Origin of the sequence: Psychrobacillus sp. FSL K6-2843, from assembly GCF_038626375.1 — a bacterium.
GTDB lineage: Bacteria > Bacillota > Bacilli > Bacillales_A > Planococcaceae > Psychrobacillus > Psychrobacillus faecigallinarum.
This window is the reverse complement of the sequence record NZ_CP152021.1, coordinates 2,475,144-2,493,403: the sequence shown is the minus strand read 5'-3', so window position 1 is coordinate 2,493,403 and position 18,260 is coordinate 2,475,144. Positions and strand designations below refer to the sequence as shown.

General features: G+C 35.3%; 19 protein-coding genes. All 19 read left to right on the top strand.

The features are described from left to right. The first annotated feature begins 69 nt into the window (after positions 1–69). The 19 genes from MKY94_RS12645 to mreD all read left to right on the top strand — a co-directional run bounded on the left by MKY94_RS12645 (position 70) and on the right by mreD (position 18,236). Entirely contained in the window at positions 70–510 is a 441-nt protein-coding gene (locus tag MKY94_RS12645; RefSeq protein WP_191963844.1) for a prepilin-type N-terminal cleavage/methylation domain-containing protein, read from the top strand. Positions 511–516: 6 nt separating this feature from the next. After that, positions 517–936, top strand: coding sequence for a prepilin-type N-terminal cleavage/methylation domain-containing protein (locus tag MKY94_RS12640; protein ID WP_151109302.1), 420 nt, complete (start codon positions 517–519; stop codon positions 934–936). 1 nt (position 937) lies between these two features. Next, positions 938–2,512: a hypothetical protein gene (locus tag MKY94_RS12635; protein WP_151109304.1), complete on the top strand. Its 1,575-nt coding sequence runs from the start codon at positions 938–940 to the stop codon at positions 2,510–2,512. Between the two features lie 434 nt (positions 2,513–2,946). Further along, the gene (locus MKY94_RS12630) at positions 2,947–4,278 is read left to right on the top strand and encodes a VanW family protein (RefSeq protein ID WP_191963845.1); all 1,332 of its coding nucleotides are present in this window, start codon (positions 2,947–2,949) and stop codon (positions 4,276–4,278) included. Between the two features lie 25 nt (positions 4,279–4,303). Then, positions 4,304–5,962 carry an ATPase, T2SS/T4P/T4SS family gene (locus MKY94_RS12625; RefSeq protein WP_191963908.1) on the top strand — a complete coding sequence of 553 codons (1,659 nt, stop codon included), beginning with the start codon at positions 4,304–4,306 and terminating at the stop codon, positions 5,960–5,962. 10 nt (positions 5,963–5,972) lie between these two features. After that, a complete protein-coding gene (locus tag MKY94_RS12620; RefSeq protein ID WP_151109310.1) occupies positions 5,973–7,013 on the top strand; it encodes a type IV pilus twitching motility protein PilT in 1,041 nt (346 codons plus the stop codon). Then, entirely contained in the window at positions 7,013–8,218 is a 1,206-nt protein-coding gene (locus MKY94_RS12615) for a type II secretion system F family protein (RefSeq protein ID WP_342577135.1), read from the top strand. The genes MKY94_RS12620 and MKY94_RS12615 overlap by 1 nt, the downstream gene beginning before the upstream one ends. Before the next feature lie 88 nt (positions 8,219–8,306). Next, on the top strand, positions 8,307–8,759 hold the full coding sequence (locus tag MKY94_RS12610; RefSeq protein WP_342577134.1) for a prepilin-type N-terminal cleavage/methylation domain-containing protein: 453 nt from the start codon (positions 8,307–8,309) through the stop codon (positions 8,757–8,759). 136 nt (positions 8,760–8,895) lie between these two features. After that, positions 8,896–9,870 (top strand): pilus assembly protein PilM, encoded by a 975-nt coding sequence (gene pilM / locus MKY94_RS12605; protein ID WP_342577133.1) that lies wholly within the window; start codon positions 8,896–8,898, stop codon positions 9,868–9,870. Further along, a complete protein-coding gene (locus tag MKY94_RS12600) occupies positions 9,870–10,460 on the top strand; it encodes a hypothetical protein (protein ID WP_342577132.1) in 591 nt (196 codons plus the stop codon). Before pilM ends, MKY94_RS12600 begins: the two co-directional genes overlap by 1 nt. After that, positions 10,457–11,143 carry a potassium transporter gene (locus MKY94_RS12595; protein ID WP_342577131.1) on the top strand — a complete coding sequence of 229 codons (687 nt, stop codon included), beginning with the start codon at positions 10,457–10,459 and terminating at the stop codon, positions 11,141–11,143. Before MKY94_RS12600 ends, MKY94_RS12595 begins: the two co-directional genes overlap by 4 nt. 80 nt (positions 11,144–11,223) lie before the next feature. After that, positions 11,224–12,783, top strand: coding sequence for a diguanylate cyclase (locus MKY94_RS12590; RefSeq protein WP_342577130.1), 1,560 nt, complete (start codon positions 11,224–11,226; stop codon positions 12,781–12,783). Positions 12,784–12,792: 9 nt separating this feature from the next. Next, entirely contained in the window at positions 12,793–13,548 is a 756-nt protein-coding gene (locus tag MKY94_RS12585; protein ID WP_342577129.1) for a prepilin peptidase, read from the top strand. A gap of 85 nt (positions 13,549–13,633) precedes the next feature. Next, entirely contained in the window at positions 13,634–14,290 is a 657-nt protein-coding gene (locus MKY94_RS12580; protein WP_191696829.1) for a hypothetical protein, read from the top strand. A gap of 93 nt (positions 14,291–14,383) precedes the next feature. Then, the gene (locus MKY94_RS12575) at positions 14,384–14,986 is read left to right on the top strand and encodes a Maf family protein (protein WP_191696830.1); all 603 of its coding nucleotides are present in this window, start codon (positions 14,384–14,386) and stop codon (positions 14,984–14,986) included. Further along, complete coding sequence (radC, locus tag MKY94_RS12570) at positions 14,983–15,681, top strand: DNA repair protein RadC (RefSeq protein ID WP_144535708.1); 699 nt, start codon at positions 14,983–14,985, stop codon at positions 15,679–15,681. Before MKY94_RS12575 ends, radC begins: the two co-directional genes overlap by 4 nt. Positions 15,682–15,773: 92 nt before the next feature. Beyond that, positions 15,774–16,793, top strand: coding sequence for a rod shape-determining protein (locus tag MKY94_RS12565; RefSeq protein WP_144535710.1), 1,020 nt, complete (start codon positions 15,774–15,776; stop codon positions 16,791–16,793). Positions 16,794–16,806: 13 nt separating this feature from the next. Further along, positions 16,807–17,712 carry a rod shape-determining protein MreC gene (mreC, locus tag MKY94_RS12560; protein WP_144535712.1) on the top strand — a complete coding sequence of 302 codons (906 nt, stop codon included), beginning with the start codon at positions 16,807–16,809 and terminating at the stop codon, positions 17,710–17,712. Further along, entirely contained in the window at positions 17,709–18,236 is a 528-nt protein-coding gene (gene mreD / locus MKY94_RS12555; protein ID WP_151109332.1) for a rod shape-determining protein MreD, read from the top strand. Before mreC ends, mreD begins: the two co-directional genes overlap by 4 nt. The last annotated feature ends 24 nt before the right edge of the window (positions 18,237–18,260 follow it).

The window sequence follows — 18,260 nt, the reverse complement described above, 5'->3', positions numbered from 1 at the left end:
ATTACAATAGTAATAGCTACATTTATCTGTAATAATAACATTAATTACTATCATGGAAGGTTGATTATTGTGTTTATTCATGAAGATATACATAATGAAAAAGGCTTAACCCTAGTTGAATTATTAGTAGCTATAATTATAGTTACTATCATTTTATTGTCATTTTTAACTTTTGTTCTTCAATCAGCAAAAACGGGTAAAAGTTCAGAAAAAATAGTAGATGCCACGTATCTAGCCCAGACAGAAATGGAAAGATTTTATGAGTTAAGTGTACGTATAAATAACAGTGATAGAATATTAGGAATTGAAAATTTAGGATACAGTGTAGTAAGTGCAAATACTGAAGAAGAAATTTTTGAAAAAGCTGACGTTACAAATAATGGTTTTATAAAAGTTAAATTAAAACGGCAAAGTAAATCTACTTATTTATACCACTTAGTTATTGAAGTTTATGATAATAAAGAGGGTCCTCTACGTGTGAAAATGGAAAATATAATAGAATGGAGGTAGTAAAAGTTGAAACGTCTAAAAGAGAATAATGGATTCACTCTAATTGAAATACTTGCAGTAATTATCATTATTTCTTTGTTTATAGGGCTTTTTTCTAATATTTTATTTTCTATCTCTACACAGCATAAAAAACAACTCAATGAAAATATGAATTTAACAGATATATCTTTCGCTTTGAAAACAATAACAAAGGATATAAGGAAATCAAAAAACCCTGTTTGGATTAGTGAAAAGGAAATAGATTTAGATGGAGTTATATATTCATTTGATGAAGATAAGCAAGCTATAAATAAAGATGACAAAATATTTGTCAATCATATTAAAGGTTTTGAAGTTTCGGTAACAAATAACAAATGGGATATAGAAGTTACTAATTTACAAAATAAAAGTGAAAAAACTGAGATAATTATTAGAAAAGGTGACTGAATTGTTTAAATATAAATATAGAGCACATCTTACTAAAAAGGAAAATGGTTTTACTCTCATAAGTGCTTTGCTATTGCTGATCTTAACTTCAGTTCTCGGACTTGCAATTTTATCAATTACGTGGAATGTATCAAAATTATCTAGCAGTGAGAGGGCTGATCAAACAACATTTTATATTGCAGAGGCTGGTATAGTTACGACTAGAACAGCTATGGAAGAAAAAATTAAAAAAATATATAACGAAGCTTATGATGAAACACTTAGAAAAAAAAATATATATGAGAATCTACCTTTGGAGCAACAAACTGGATTTAATTTTAAAGAAATTTTAAAGAATGAATTCAATAATAGAATTAATACTCAAATTAAAGATAAGGAAGTAATTATAGTTGACTCTTTTGAAGAAAACTATGATGACAATAATAGCTTGGTAAGACCACAAGCTACAGTTAATTTTATTAAAAAAAGTATAGATCCCTTTAAATATACAATTGAATCTACAGGGAAAATTGGAAAACAGGTCCGAAAGGCTAGTCAAGACTTTATCGTCGATTTAGGACTTGGAGATACTGAAGAGGGGTCACCCGAGGATCCGTTGCCTGATGATAATGAGTATGAAAACTTAGCCTTGTATGTGAATAAAACAATTGAATTGTCCGGAAGTGCTACTATCAATGGGAATGTTGCTTTAGGAGGAGCAAAAGATAATTTCAAAAAATGCTTAGACTGGAAAAATGAAGTAATTATGTGCGGTGGTACAAAACATAACGGAGAAATTATTTCAAACGTAAAGAGAATATATGAACTTCCAGATTATCCAGTCATACCCACCTATAATATACCGAAAGATTTGGTAGTGTCGAAAAACCCACATGAATCAACGTATGTTATTAAAGATGGTAATTTGCTAATCAATAACTACTTAACAAATAATTATATATTGAAAATGAGTGAATTAGGTGACAATAACGGGAATTTACAGTTTAAAAACCTAATCATTAATAGCAATAATAAATTAATTATTGACGTCGGCTCAACTGATAAAGCCTTAGTAATTGATAAACTAGATTTAAGTGGGCATATAGAAGTTATAGGAACAGGGAAACTTACGTTATATGTTAAAAACTCCATTGGAATATATAGCTCTAGTAAGATTAATGATAATAGTAAAAACGTAGACAAAATTAAAATCTTTTACAGTGGAGCTGAAGAAATTAAAACTTCAGGTGGAGAATACATTTATGGTTCCATTTATGCTAAAAGGGCAAATATTAACCTCGGGGCTGGTGGGGGTGGATACTTTGGGGATATTTATACAGGTGGTTCTAGCTTTAAAATCAGCGGTGGTGTAAAAGGATATACTAATTTATATCTTGCTCCTAATGCTCATTTTGATCTTTCAGGTGGCGGACAAGTTAATGGATTGATAGTTGCAAATACTTTCTCGGCAAGTGGTGGTACCGTTCTTACTCATGGAAAAGTAATACCTCAATTTGAACCTAAAAAAGAGATTTTTATCCCTGCTAAACAAAATGAAGTTGATTTAATAGAAAGAGAAGTATTGATAGAAAAATAAAAGGGAAATGGGAATTATGTTGTTAACCTTCTGGTTCATAACTTTAATTCCTTTTTTTTTTGTTCATAATTATTCAATAAAAGTTCCTTGATGTAGATATACATCCGATATACATAATTGTTTTCTCACAATAGAAAGTTATTAGATATATTACTGTAAATTTATAACTTATTCCTATTTAGTTTTACTACTATAGTTTCTAGCACAAGAAGTATATGGCTGTAAATTAAATGCTTTTTATGTAATCATAGTATTATATATTCCATAAATTACTTGTATTCGACAGCTTATTCGTATATAAATAAGTAAAAAGGTTTATAAAGATGGAATCAAAAAAATTATTCTGTACTTCATTTCGAAGGAATGTAGTTAAAAAGACTAATTATGAGGTTCTTTTTAACTATTTCATGGATAGGTTTAAAGGAGTGCGATTTATGAAGTTTAATTTTAAAAAAAAGTTATTATATTTTCTATTCATTTTCTTTTTAATCTCAATTCCTATTCGAAGTTTGTCTCCCTTGAGTGCCGAGGCTAACAATAATCCTGCTTCTTCCATTGGAGGATTCGAGGTCCATTCCTCAGAAAAGGCAGAAATAATTTCCTTCCTAAATAAAAAGATCAACGAATGGGAGGCTAATATTCCTGTAGTTAATGACAATGGAGAAGAATTAACTCTGCAAGCAGAATGGTTCACTTTTAATGTAGAAGAAACTGTCGATAAATTTTTGTCAAGAACAGAGAAATCCTGGTTCACTTTTTGGAAAACTTCATCAGTAGTTCATTTACCAATAGAATTTACTATGAGTCAAGAGGTTAATAGGGTAATAGAAAAACAGTCTCACTTAAATGCAGAGCAAACTTTAATGAATATAAGAGAAAAAGTAGGAATCCTTTCTAGTGAGCCTATAGAAAGCGTTCCAATAGACTTATCCCTAATACCATTAGAGCGTGTTGCTTTTACTCTCGAAGAAATTTTGATAAATACTACGAGTTTAAATGATATCGTTACCGTTCTTAATGAACAAATTATCGGGAGTGAGGAAGTGTTTTCTCTAAAAGAGAGAATAGAGAAAATAAATATTGCCCCCTCTGATGAAACGTTAAATTTTGTGGCATCCGTTCTATACAGTGTAGTACTTAAAACTGATTTTGATATAGTGGAACGTCATTCTCAAGGAGTGCTTCCACCTTATTTGGAGGCAGGAATCGAAGCAGAAATTAGTAATAGTAAAGATTTTAAGTTTATAAATACGACTGATCAACCGGCTAGCTTAAAATTTAGTGTGAAGGACAACAGTTTCTTAGTAGAAATCTATGCTGTCCCCACTGAAACTGAAGGAAAGTATCAGGTTAGAGGACGGCAGGAAATTAAACCAAGAACCATTTATAGATATTCGCCTGACTTAGCACCAGGTGAAGAACAGCTAGTAGAAGAGGGAAAGCCAGGATTGAGAGTATCTGTTTATCGTACAATTTCAGATAAAGTAGGGCCGTTTGAAAATGAAGAGCTCGTATCACAAGATTATTATCCTCCTAAAAATAGAATTATTATTAAATCAGTGATTGTACCAGAAACACCGACTGTTCAGGATCCAGACCTGGAAATTGATTTAAATGGAGATGGCTTAGCAGATATTTCGAAAGAGGGCGATGAGGTCTCGACAGCCCCTTCTACTTCCAATACAACAAATAATGAAAACACAGAGGAACTACCTGAGGGAAGTTATTATGACAAGGCAGGAAACATCATAGATGGATCTAAATAATTTTTAGGGGTGGTAAACTGTGAAAATGAATGCCCGTAAACGCTTAGGAGATTTATTAGTAGAATCAAATGTAATTAGCAATCAACAGTTGGAATATGCATTAACACATAAAAGTCGTGAAGAAAAGTTAGGGGATTTTCTTATTAAAGAAAACCTCTTAACAGAACAACAATTAATAGAAGTATTAGAATTCCAATTAGGAATTCCACATGTGAATCTAAATCAATATTCAATAGAACCTGAATTGATTCAATTAGTCCCTAAAGAATTGGCGAAGCGGACATATATCATGCCACTTAAAAAGGACCGAAATAAATTATTAATTGCGATGGCTGATCCAATGGACTATTTTGCAATTGAAGAAGTTAGAATGGCAACTGGCTGCCAAATCGAAACAAGTATTGCCGCTAAGGATGATATATATCGAACTATAACTAAATATTATGACTTGCAGGAATCAATGGAACAAGCATTGATCGATATGTCACCAAAAGAGATAGAAAATGATACTCAGATTACTGATGAGGATTCACCTATCGTACGTTTAGTAAATCAAATCGTTGCGAATGGAGTTGCTCAAAGGGCAAGTGATATTCACTTTGACCCACAGGAGAATGATCTCCGTGTACGTTACAGAGTAGACGGAATGTTGAAGTCAGAGCGTTCTCTTCCAAAATATATGCAAAATGTCGTGTTAGCTCGTATAAAAATTATGGGGAATTTGAATATAACCGAAAATCGTATTCCACAGGATGGACGTATCAAGCTGACAGTCAATATGAAAGCAATTGATATCCGATTAGCTACTCTTCCAACAATATATGGTGAAAAGGTTGTAATGAGGATATTAGATCTAAGCAGTGCTTTAAATAGCTTAGGAAAGCTAGGCTTCAATGATAGTAATTTAACTGCTTTTAGCAAAATGATTGAGCGTCCAAATGGGATTGTTCTTTTAACTGGTCCTACTGGCTCTGGTAAATCTTCCACTCTATATGCTGCATTGAATCAGTTAAATGATGAAAATGTGAATATTATTACGGTAGAAGATCCGGTGGAATATCAATTGGATGGGATCAATCAAATTCAAGTGCGGGAAGAAGTAGGTTTAACTTTTGCTGTTGGGCTAAGATCTATATTACGTCAAGACCCAGACATAGTAATGGTTGGTGAAATCCGAGATCTAGAAACAGCTCAAATTGCAGTAAGAGCATCATTGACTGGCCATTTGGTCTTAAGTACTCTTCATACGAATAGCGCAGTAGAATCGGTGTCTCGCCTTAAGGATATGGGAGTTGAGCCATTCCTTCTTTCCTCGTCATTAGTAGGAATAGTAGCACAACGTTTAGTACGTAAAATTTGCAGAGATTGTGGAGAGATGAAAGCTCCAAATGAAAGAGAAAAAGAAATTTTTGCTGAACGAGGCATACAGATTGAACAAATTCGAAAAGGTAGAGGCTGTCCTGCCTGTAACCAAACTGGGTATAGAGGCCGTTTAGCAATTCACGAGGTTTTAGTGGTGGATGAATTTGTTAAGGGTCTTATTTTAACTTCTAAAAGCCCATCATTAATTAAAGAGCATATGAAAAAAACAGGGTTCTCTAGTCTGCTAGAGGATGGGCTGCTTAAGGTTAAAAATGGATTAACTACGACTGAAGAAGTGTTACGCGTGGCAACTGTAAATTGAGGTGTGAAAAATGAAAAATTCTATTATTTATTTACTCGAAAAATCTTTTGAGGACAAAGCTTCGGATTTACATCTTACTGTTGGGTTGCCTCCTGTATTTCGAATGAACGGATCATTAAAAGCTTTTGGAGACATACAGCTAAACACAATCGATACAGCAGATATGTTAAAAGAAGTATTAGAGCCTTCTAAGATAGAGGAATTTGAAGAAAAAGGAGAAATCGATTTTAGTTATGAGCTGCCAGGTCTATGTCGATTCCGTATAAATGCATATCATCAACAAGGGCAGGTATCTATTGCCGCTCGAATGATTGAATCTAAGATTCCTGCAATAGAGAGCTTGGGAATGCCGAATGTTTTATATTCATTGGCGGACAAGCCTCAGGGTTTAATTCTTGTAACAGGACCAACTGGCTCAGGTAAGTCTACAACATTGGCATCTATGATTGACTATATTAATACTACAAAAGCTATGCACATTATTACGTTAGAGGATCCAATTGAGTATGTTCATAAGCATAAGAAATCAGTAATCAATCAACGAGAAGTAGGGTCGGACACTTTAAGTTTTGCTAATGGATTAAGAGCTGCTTTAAGGCAAGATCCAGACGTAATCTTAGTTGGAGAGATGAGAGATTTGGAGACAATTTCCACCGCTATTACGGCAGCGGAAACGGGACATTTAGTAATGGCAACGCTTCACACGAGTAGTGCTCCTACTACAATCGACCGAATTATTGATGTGTTTCCTCCACACCAGCAGGGGCAGATTCGTATTCAGCTAGCTAATGTCTTGCAAGGCATTATTTCTCAAAGATTATTTATCCAAAATGACGGCATGGGGCGTGTGGCGGCAACAGAAATATTAGTTCAAACACCTTCTGTAGCAAACCTTATCCGAAATGAAAAAGTACATCAAATCCAGAACGTCATGCAAACGAGTCGAGCATTAGGTATGCATACTTTAGAGGCATCAGTTCAATCATTATTGAATAGCGGAAAGATTTCTCTAGAAGTAGCTAAGCCCTTTTTAAATGTAGGTGAATATTAATGGTAGTTTTCAAGTATAACGGTCGAACCTCTCATGGAAGTTTAAAAAAAGGCATTATCGAAGCCACTAATAAACAAGCAGCTGTAGCTAAATTACGATCTCAAGGAATTAATCCTAGGGAGCTTGAGGAGTCTAAAAGTATTCTTCACAAAGAATTATCCCTTGGTGGCAAGGTTAAAAATGAACATTTTGTTATCTACGCTAGACAATTTGCTACACTAATCCGTGCTGGAGTCTCCATCTTGGAATCTACCAAAATTTTAGCTGACCAAACCTCCAGCAAGCCTTTGAAAAAAGGTCTGAGAGATGTAGAAGAAGATGTACGTTCAGGTCTTTCTTTTTCAGAAGCAGCAGCTAAATACCCTAAGGTTTTCCCTGCTTTGTTTGTTAATATGATTCGAGCTGGAGAAGCGACGGGTAACCTAGATGAATCATTAGAAAGACTGGCCTTTTCTTATGAAAAGCAATTTAACTTGAAAAAGAAGGTTCAATCTACACTTGCGTATCCTGTTATTTTACTAGTACTTACGATTATTGTATCTGTATTTTTAATGCTTACAATTGTTCCTCAATTTGTCACCATGTTCAATGACATGGGGGCAGAGCTACCACTAATAACGAAAATGGTAATGGGATTCAGTGAATCACTGCAAAACTCTTGGTATTTCTATTTTGCCGCAATTTTTATCATATTAATAAGCTTTTACTTGCTTTACAACAAGAACACACAATTCTATTATTCTTTTAATGTTTTTTTATTGAAAATGCCAGTGTTTGGGAATCTACTTCAGAAATCAGCTATTGCAAGAATGACTAGAACGCTTTCCTCATTGTTTAGTAGCTCAGTGCCTATATTACAAGCACTGACAATAGTTGAAAAAGTAATAGGTAACCCTGTTGTGGCTAAAGTAGTTAGTGAATCTAGGACAAGCCTTGAACAAGGAAGCACTTTATCAGCTCCTTTGGAAAAAAGTTGGATTTTCCCTCCTTTAGTAACGCAGATGACAGCTATTGGAGAACAAACCGGATCACTTGATTACATGCTAGAAAAAATAGCAGACTTTTATGAGGATGACGTGGATCGAACGGTTGATACACTCAAATCTTTAATTGAACCATTAATGATTGTCTTTTTAGCTGCAATAGTAGGAACAATTGTAATGGCGATCATGATACCGATGTTTAGTATGTACGAGCAAATTTGATGTAAATTCCCATTTAAGGAGGTGAAATAAAATTACTAAGAATAGAATGCATGAAAATTTAGAGTTAACAACTAAAGGAGGAAATAAAATGAAAAAGACAAGAAAATTATTGAAAAACCAAAAGGGTTTAACCTTAATTGAACTTTTAGCCGTTATCGTAATTTTAGCCATAGTTGCAGCAATCGCAGTACCAGCAATAGGTAATATTATAAGTAATTCTAGAGATAAAGCAATTTTAGCAGATGCATCAAATATATTAGCTGGTGCAAAATTAGCAGTAATTGATGGTGCTTGTGGTGAAGCAGACGCTAGCGGTGTTATTACCTGTGAAGCTGGAGTGTTGGAAGATGTAGTAGAAGGAATACCTCAAGATGAATTGACTGGGGCTTCTGTTACGAAGAACGCTGATGGAGTTTGGACAGTAACATATGAAAACCTTGTGAATATTAATAACAGTGAAAAATTCTCAGTTGATGGGTTTGTGGCAGGTACTGATAATTCAATTACTGAAGAAAATCTTAATGAAGCAATGAACCAATAAAAAATGGTACAGCAGGCATTAGTCTGCTGTACTTCTATTAATATTCAATTAATCTCTCCTTTGAGCAAGTGAAATCATTCATTTGTTGAAACGTGAAATTAATCATACTTACGTAAACCATGGAGGATTGACCAAATTGTTCAATAAAAAAAAGAAGCGTTTTGTCGTTTTAGACATAAATGAATATGTTATCAGAGCCATTGTTATGAGTACTTCAAATGTGAGTGAAGGAGAGGTTTTTGAGTCTAGTATACCACCTGGAATTATAGATGGAGATGTCATTAAAGATGAAATGGCTTTGTTTGAATTATTAAAAGAGCTTATCCAAAAATGGGGGATAAAAAAGGCTGACGTTCGTTTTTTTGTTCCAGATAGCTCTATTATGATGAAGACATTTGAGCATCCGGGTGACATGGAATCCTCTAGGTTAAAAGGATATGTGGAAATGGAGCTTGGCCGTACAATACATCTTCCTTTTACGCAACCTCTTATAGATGTGTACGATGATACACCGAACGATGGAGAAGCTACACTTTTTGCAGCTCCCTCTGAGGAAGTGACTAAAATGGCAGGCATTTTAGATGATTTGTCTTTGCATCCAACTCATGCAGATGTAAAAGCTCTCTCAACTATTCGCTTTTTGGATAAAAGTAAAAGTTTTGTAACAGGTAAAATTTATCTAATTACGGATTGGTCGATTAACGGTATAAATATTTCTATTTATACTCCTGGAAGGCTTGAATTTTTACGTTACCAATCGATAGAAACCTCAATACTAGATTGGAAACCTCGAGAGCAAACGGAGCAAAATCTAGAATTTTATTTTGAAGGTGACTTGGAAGAATATCGTGCTCAGCTGATCGATCAAATTGCAGAAATTGACCGTATATTAAACTTCTATCGTTTTTCTTTATATAAAGGAGAAAAAGAAGTAAATGAAATTATTATTTTAGGTGATTCTCCCGAAATCGATTATATTGTTTCGCAAATGCGTGCTAATTATGATACTCCTATTCGATTTGTAGATGATAGTGATGTTCAAGCGATTTACCCAAATCTGAAAGCAAAATATATATCTCTTATCGGACTTGTACATAAGGAGGCATTATAATGGTTCCTGAAATTAATTTATTGCCTCCAATAGAAAGACGAAAATCTAGTAATCTTTTAGTGATCATAGGAGCTATCTTAGTAGGATTACTTTTAATTTTTCTATGCATTCAATATTTTTCTTTAAAGAGTGATTTGAAAACTTTGAGTAGTAAGGAAACAGAAATTTCTGTGGAAAGGAACTTGCTGAGCTCTGAGGTTGATGCAATGAAAACAGGAAATCAAGGAAATCTTTCTTCTTCCGTTACCTTTGTAGAGAGTGTTTCATACCCTGTAAGTCCTTTAATAGATGAAATTCAATCCTTACTAGTAGTAAACACTTTTTTACGTAATTATGAGTTTAATGAAGAAGGAGTTTTACTAAAGGCAGATTTTGAGACAATGAGTGAGATATCTGCTTTTATTGAAAAGCTGTTAAATAGCTCTTATTTTCATGATGTTAAGGTTGAAAAACTTTCTAGCTTTGAGCCCTTAGGAGAACACGATACAGAAAGTGAAACGATTGACTTTGATGTACAATGGAGAAATTCTGTGATTTTATATTTAGAAATCGAGAATGCTTATTTACGAGAAGGGGGTCCCAAAAAGTGAATGAATTAGTAAGTAACAAACAGACAGGGTATCTTCTGTTAGTTGCTCTAGTAGCAGTATTACTCGGTGCCTTATACTTTTTTCTCATTAATCCATTGAAGGAAGAAAAGGAATCTAAAGAAGTTATTATCAGCAATGTCCGTAATGAAATAGACTTGCTTAGTACGCAGCTAAGTACATCGGTAGTGGAGGAAGAAAATACTTTTCTTTTAGAAAAAAAAGTTCCTCTTACACGTGAACTAGATAGGCTTGTTCAATCAATTGAAAAAGTTGAACTAATTAGCGAGGCAAGGATAGAGTCGATTGATTTTAATAATTATGATGAAATCGTGGCGGATTCTTCATTGGCAACTACTGAAACAGCGGTACCTTCAAATGAACCAGTTATAACAGAGGAGGAACTTTTAGATGGAGAGTTAGCGCCTGATACGCCAGTCTCGCCAGTAGCTAATACTACACTCCCACCCCAATTAAAGCTAATCACATTTAAAATTACAGTGTGGGCGAAGGACTATGATCACCTAAGTACATTTATCAAAGAGATTGAAAGCTTAGAGCGTATTTATCGGATAGATGAAATTGAATTTTCACTAGCTGGAGAAGAAGAACTCTATGATAGAGATACTCAGGAGGCTGTAAGTGCAACTATTCAAGTCACCACATTCTATTATGGGGATGAATAATTATACCTTCTTCTTGTGTATATCTTATCTTCTCTTCTCTCATTTTAATAGATAATAAAGCATGGATTGGAAGAATATATATGTCGATATCTCAATTGTGTATTTATATAGCTGTATATATCCTTCCGGCCCTATTTTTGTTTGGTTTAGCATGTGTCGTAATGTCCCGGCAGTCAAGGCGGCTGGAAAATAGATTGGTAGCTGCCATTTTGACAACCTACAGTATCTTTTTTTTCATCGAGTTCTTTCGGCATCTTCTCCCCATTGAATATAGCTCTCCAATATCGGGGGTTGTTTTTAGCCTTATTGGTTTGTTAATAGTGGGGTTCTCCTTTCATTTGTATATCCATGTTGCCAACATACAAAAGCGGTTACATAAGTTTGGTTATCCATTTATCTTTTATTTCCCTCTTTTATTGATGCTGGTTGTTCAAGTACTTTTATGGGGAGAGCTTCCTTCTTTTATACATGAGCATAAAGGTATTTGGTATGTGCCTGTATTTAACGGGGTATATTACACCATGTTGACCTTTTCAGGTATCTTGAATATATCGATGTTAGTAATTTTATTACTCGGGTTGCGTAAGGCGAAGAATATACAGCGACACAAAATGTTACATTTCTTGATAGTTTGCACGGTATTATCTCTTACAATAAAGATTGGGCTGGGGTATCCAAATTTTGGAGAGTATATACCACCTTATCCGTTTCTCTACGAAGGAATCGTATTCTCTGTTTTTATCGCATTTTCCTTCCTGCATAATGATTTGTTACCGAATATATCGAGGCGTTACCGAACACTGTTCGATATTAGTCCTATTCCTATCATAATTGTAGATGGAAACTTAGATATATTAGAGATTAATAAACAAGGCAGATTTCTCCTTAATATGAGTGATAGTATAGATAAGAACTTACTGAAATATGCTCAGACGGATCATAACAAAAATGTAGTTCGGAGGCTAATTTACGAACTTCAACAAACAGGAACGCTTCGAGATTACCCCTTAGCATTAGATAATCTATTTATGGATGGAATCTTACATTTTTCTATAGATGCTAAGTATGTAGTCACGGGTAAGGAAAGAACATACTACGCTATGCTTCGAGATGTAACTAGCGAGGTTGAAAAGGAAAAGATGATTATGCATATGGCCTACCATGATGTGCTTACGGATTTGCATAATCGGGCATTTTTTGTCACTCATATTAATAAGAGACTCATAGAGTTATCAAGAAGACCATCAATTGAGGCATATTTTATTTTGCTAGATTTAAATCATTTTAAAACGATTAATGATAGCTTTGGTCACAATATTGGGGATCAGGTGCTCCAATATACTGCGGAATTATTAAAAGATGCAGTAAGTGAAAGAGATTTAATAGCACGTTTTGGTGGCGATGAATTTGTATTATTTTTAGACAATTTTCCAACGCGTGAAGTATTTGACGCTTGGCTCTTGAGATTGCGTAGAACATTTAGCGAAAATAAATTTACATATAATAATATTCAGATTGAGATAACACCAAGTATCGGAGTATCCTTTTGCCCCGATCAAGGAGTAACTTTTGAGGATCTTTTTCACGAAGCTGACTTGAATATGTACGAAGATAAAGAAAGCTTAAAAAGCAGGAAATAGGGTGTTTGGATGGAAATAGTAATTGCAGTGTTGATTTTTGTATATGGATTGATTTTTGGCTCCTTTTACAATGTGGTTGGTCTAAGAGTACCTAAGGGTGAGTCTATTGTTCGGCCACCTTCTCATTGCACTATATGTAATAGAAATTTAACAGCAAAAGACTTAGTGCCTGTATTTTCTTATGTCTTTTTGAAGGGGAAATGTCGAGGTTGTGGAACTAAAATCCATTGGGTATACCCTGTTATTGAGCTTTCTACTGGCCTATTTTTTACCTTTGCTTATATTCAGCTTGGTTTTACATGGGAATTGCTTGTTGCTCTTTTGTTTATTTCGTTATTAATAATTATCACCGTTTCAGATATCGCGTATATGCTTATACCGGATAAAATCCTTTTGTTCTTTTTAATACCATTGGTGATTGGTAGGTTTTTTTCACCTTTAACCCCGTGGTGGGATAGCATTGTTGGAGCGGTCATTGGGTTCGGGATTTTATTTTTAATCGCTATTGTGTCGAAAGGAGGAATGGGCGGTGGTGATATTAAGCTGTTTTTCGTCATCGGCCTTGTGTTAGGAACAACTCCTACTTTAGTGACATTATTTTTAGCCTCTATTATTGGAACTGTGGTTGGGGTTATCACGCTTCGAATCTCTAAGCAAGGTAGAAAAACACCTATTCCATTTGGACCGTCTATTGCAGTTGCCGCTATTATTTCTTATTTTTACGCAGAGTCAATTGTCGATTGGTATATCAATTTGTTTTTTTAACTCGATAAATTTTAAGGACAGGCCGACAAAGGTCTTGTCCTTTTTTATATGGTGAATGGTAAAGTGGTCAAAAAGAGGTGATTGTATGCCATTTAGAAAAAAAAATCCTAAAAAAATGGTTTTGCTGGCAGGATTACAAGGACTTGTTATAGGTGTGGTAGGTGTTTTATTGTTTGGTTTATTTTTGAATATGGCTAACGATCGAAAGTTAGAGGGAGAGGGAAAAGAAAAGAACGAAACAGAGACCCCAGTAACCGGAAAGGAAAATGCACCCGAGGGAGATAAGATAGATGTATCTGCAAATCCATCGCTGACTTTCAAGGCTAGGCAATATGGAATGTTTTCCACGAAAGAAAGTGCAATTTCCTTTATGGCAGTTGAGCCATCCTTAGAAAGAGCAGGAATAGTTCAAGCAGAGGGACAGTTTTACATTTGGAGTGATTTATATGTGAATGAAGTGTCTGCAGTAAGTTCAGAGGCATTGCCTTCATTTGTAAAGAATTTCTATGTATCTACTAGTGCGTGTGAGAATCCAAAAGTTAAAAATTTAATGACTCTATTAACAGAAGAAAACTTATCTAAAAATTTTTTTGATTCTATTGCAAGCAAGGATAAATATCCTGAAGACCTAGCAACAATCGTGCAAGCGGTAACAACGTTTTCAGACAATCCTTCAGTCATCCGACTGCATGTTTTTACACATTATTTGGAACAAAATAATTGTGTAAAATTAAGTTTTTAAGCCTGAAAACAGTTCAAAATGAAATAGTCGCGTTTTTTATACAATTTTCATTTTCTCCATTATTTTGTATGCTTAGAAAAAGGAGGAGATACAATGAAAGTTATTGCAAACAATAAAATTATATTAGCTAGTGAGTCACCGAGAAGAAAGGAGCTTTTCTCTCGATTAGGAGTGCCTTTTGAGGTGAAGGCGTCAGGTATAAAGGAGGAAATCGAAGGGGAATTACCACCAGAGGAATTTGCTCTAGCAATTGCTACAAAAAAAGCTGATGAAATAGTACAACGAAATAAGGAAGCAATTGTGATTGCAGCAGACACAACAGTTTACTTAGGAGAAACGTTATTATCTAAGCCTGTAGATAATAATCAGGCGAGAGAGTTTCTTCGGGCTCTGTCCGGCAAAGAGCATAGGGTAATTACAGGTGTGTCTATTCGCGGAGCAGGTCTGTCAATCGGCTTTGCAGAAACGACAACCGTTACATTTTATGAGCTGACAGATGATCAAATTGATGCTTATGTTGCTACAGGAGATTCTCTTGATAAAGCGGGGGCTTATGGGATTCAGACGCTGGGTGGGATGTTTGTAGAAAAGATTAATGGAGACTACAATAGTGTGGTAGGTCTACCACTCAGCCGATTGTTCCATACACTTCTTACTTTAAACGTTATCCAAATAGATAAGGAGGATTTTCTATGACTGTAAATACTCCGCCTTCTTTGATGATTAGGGATGTACATATTGCCGATAGGCCTAGAGAAAGATTGATCAGACAGGGTGCAGAAAGCTTATCTAACCAAGAACTGCTAGCCATCTTGCTTCGTACAGGAACGAAGCAAGAGTCTGTTCTACACCTAGCCAATCGTGTACTTGGTTTTTTTGAACAAATTCAAGAATTAAAAAATGCTACGATGGAAGAAATGATGACAGTTAAAGGAATAGGCCAGGCAAAGGCTGTTCAGTTATTAGCGGCAGTTGAACTAGGAAAAAGATTGTCTCAGCAAAAAACAAATGAAAAGTTTACTATTAGGTCCCCGAAAGATGCAGCCACTTATTTGATGCCCGAGATGGCCTCCCTCACTCAAGAACACTTCGTAACTTTGTTTCTAAATGTCAAAAACCAAATATTACACAAGCAAACCATTTTCATCGGCTCATTAAATGCTTCCATTGTTCATCCAAGGGAAATATTTCGAGAAGCGGTAAAACGTTCAGCCGCCTCCATTATTTGTGCACACAACCATCCTTCAGGTAACCCGTCTCCTTCGACAGAAGACATCGATGTGACTAAGCGTCTCATGGAGGCTGGAAGGCTGATGGGCATTGAACTTCTTGACCATGTAATCATTGGAGATCATCAATTTATCAGCTTAAAAGAAAAGGGGTATATGTGACACTGTGCATTTTCCTTTCTTTCCGTTATAATAAGTGTTATTACTTAAAGAATAAGTGAAACTTGTTTGGGATAGAAAGGGAGTAAAAAATAGTGTTTGGATTTGGATCAAGAGACGTAGGAATAGACTTAGGAACAGCGAATACGCTTGTTTTCATTAAGGGGAAGGGCATTGTATTAAGAGAGCCCTCCGTTGTAGCTAAAAACGTACAAAATGGTGATATTGTAGCAGTAGGTAATGATGCTAAAAACATGATTGGCCGTACTCCAGGTTCTATAGTGGCGATTCGCCCAATGAAGGATGGGGTTATCGCTGACTTTGATACTACATCTGCAATGATAGAATACTACTTAAAAAATGCGATGAAGGCATCTGGAATGTCTTGGAGTAAGCCAAATGTCATGATTTGTGTTCCTTTTGGCATCACTTCTGTAGAACAACGTGCAGTTATTGATGCTGCAAAGCAAGCTGGAGCTCGTGAAGCTCTAACAATCGAAGAGCCGTTCGCTGCTGCGATTGGTGCTAATTTGCCAGTTTGGGAACCTACGGGAAGTATGGTCGTTGATATAGGTGGGGGAACTACAGAAGTTGCTGTTATTTCTCTAGGCGGTGTTGTTACTAGTGAATCTGTACGTGTTGGCGGAGACGCAATGGACCAAGCAATCACTAGCTATGTACGTAAAACTTATAATTTAACGATTGGTGAACGTACTGCTGAAGCTATTAAAATGGAAATCGGTTCTGCACGTGTGATGGAAGCAGAAGAAATGATGGATATTCGCGGACGTGATTTAGTAACAGGCTTACCAAAAACTATTGAAATTTCCTCCAAGGAAATTGCTAGTGCTTTACGCGAATCAATTGCTTCAATTATCGATGGAGTGAAAAAAACGTTGGAACAGACTCCTCCAGAATTATCTGCGGACGTTATGGAGCGTGGAATCATGCTAACTGGTGGTGGAGCATTGCTACGTAACTTAGACAAGGTAATTAGCGATCAAACGAATATGCCTGTATTTATAGCTGAAAATCCGTTAGATTGTGTTGCAATTGGGACTGGTAAAGCGTTAGATCATATGGGATTATTAAAACGTCAACAAACAAAAGGTTAAGGGGAAGTGAGATATGCCACAGTTTTTTTCAAATAAGCGATTAATCTTGCTACTTGTAGGGATGATTTTTCTTGTGGCACTCATCAGTTTTTCTTTGCGCGATCGAAATCATGCATCATTGCCAGAGCAATTGATCAAAGATGTAGTCGGTTTTGGACAAACAATGTTTTCCAAGCCGACTCAGTATGTTTCTGGTATTTTTAATAATGTAGATTCTTTACTCAATACATATGATGAAAACCAAAGATTGAAAGCAAGATTAGAAGATTATGCCTCCTTACAAGCAGATGTTAATTCCTTAAAACTTGACAATGAAAGATTACAAGAAATTCTAGACAAAAAGGACGATCTACGAGACTTCAATCCGATCCAATCGACGGTAATTGCTCGTAATCCCGATCAGTGGGAAGAAAAAATTATTATCAATAAAGGGGAAATTCATGGTGTCCAGCCTAATATGGCTGTGATGACTGCCAAAGGCCTTATAGGTAAAGTAATTTTAACTACTCCTTACACGTCAACCGTTGAACTTATGTCTACTCAAAATCCTAATTACCGGGTCTCAGCAGTTATTGCTAGCGAAGAGGGAGAGGTTTTTGGACTAATCGAGGGATATGATGAAACTAGAAAAGAATTAATACTGAAAAGAATTGATTCAGAGTTTAAAGTGGAAAAAGGGCAAAAAGTTACTACTTCAGGTTTAGGTGGAATATTCCCGAAAGGAATCATAATAGGTGAGGTGACTGAGGTTACCACCGATGATTACGGTTTAACAAAACTTGCTTATATTAAACCTTCGGCAAGCTTCTCTATATTGGAACATGTAATCATTGCTAAGCGTTCTATCAATCCGGTAGACGGTTCGGATGGTGACAATACAGAGGCTGACTTGACGGAAGAGGCAGGGGATGGCTCATGATAAGATATCTAGTAGTGATCATTTCGGTTCTATTATTTTATATGGAACCGATTTTTGGTCTTTTCTCACCGATTGAGCTAAACGATCAACTTTATACATTAGTTCCAAGATTTTTAATCATATACTTGATTTTTGTTTCCATTTATTACAATAGAAAAAGAGCAATGTTATATGGTTTATTGTTTGGCCTCTTGTATGATGTCTTTTTCATTGATATTATTGGATTATATTCTTTTATTTACCCTCTAATGTGTTTAGTGGCAAGCTTTATCGTAAAATTTATCCATCAACATCTGATAGTAGCTACACTTCTCTCATTAGTTTTGGTGGCAGTAGTAGAAACCTTACTGTTCTTTTTCTACACGGCCATCGGTATTAAATTCATGACATTTACAACTTTTTATCAACATAATCTCATCCCAACGATGATTGCGAATCTCATTTTTATTTTGATGTTCGGGTGGGCTTTTAAATATATTCTTCTATATCGGTTTAATCAAAAAGCATTACTTCTTCAAAAATAATTGTTTTTGGTTGACAGTAGATCT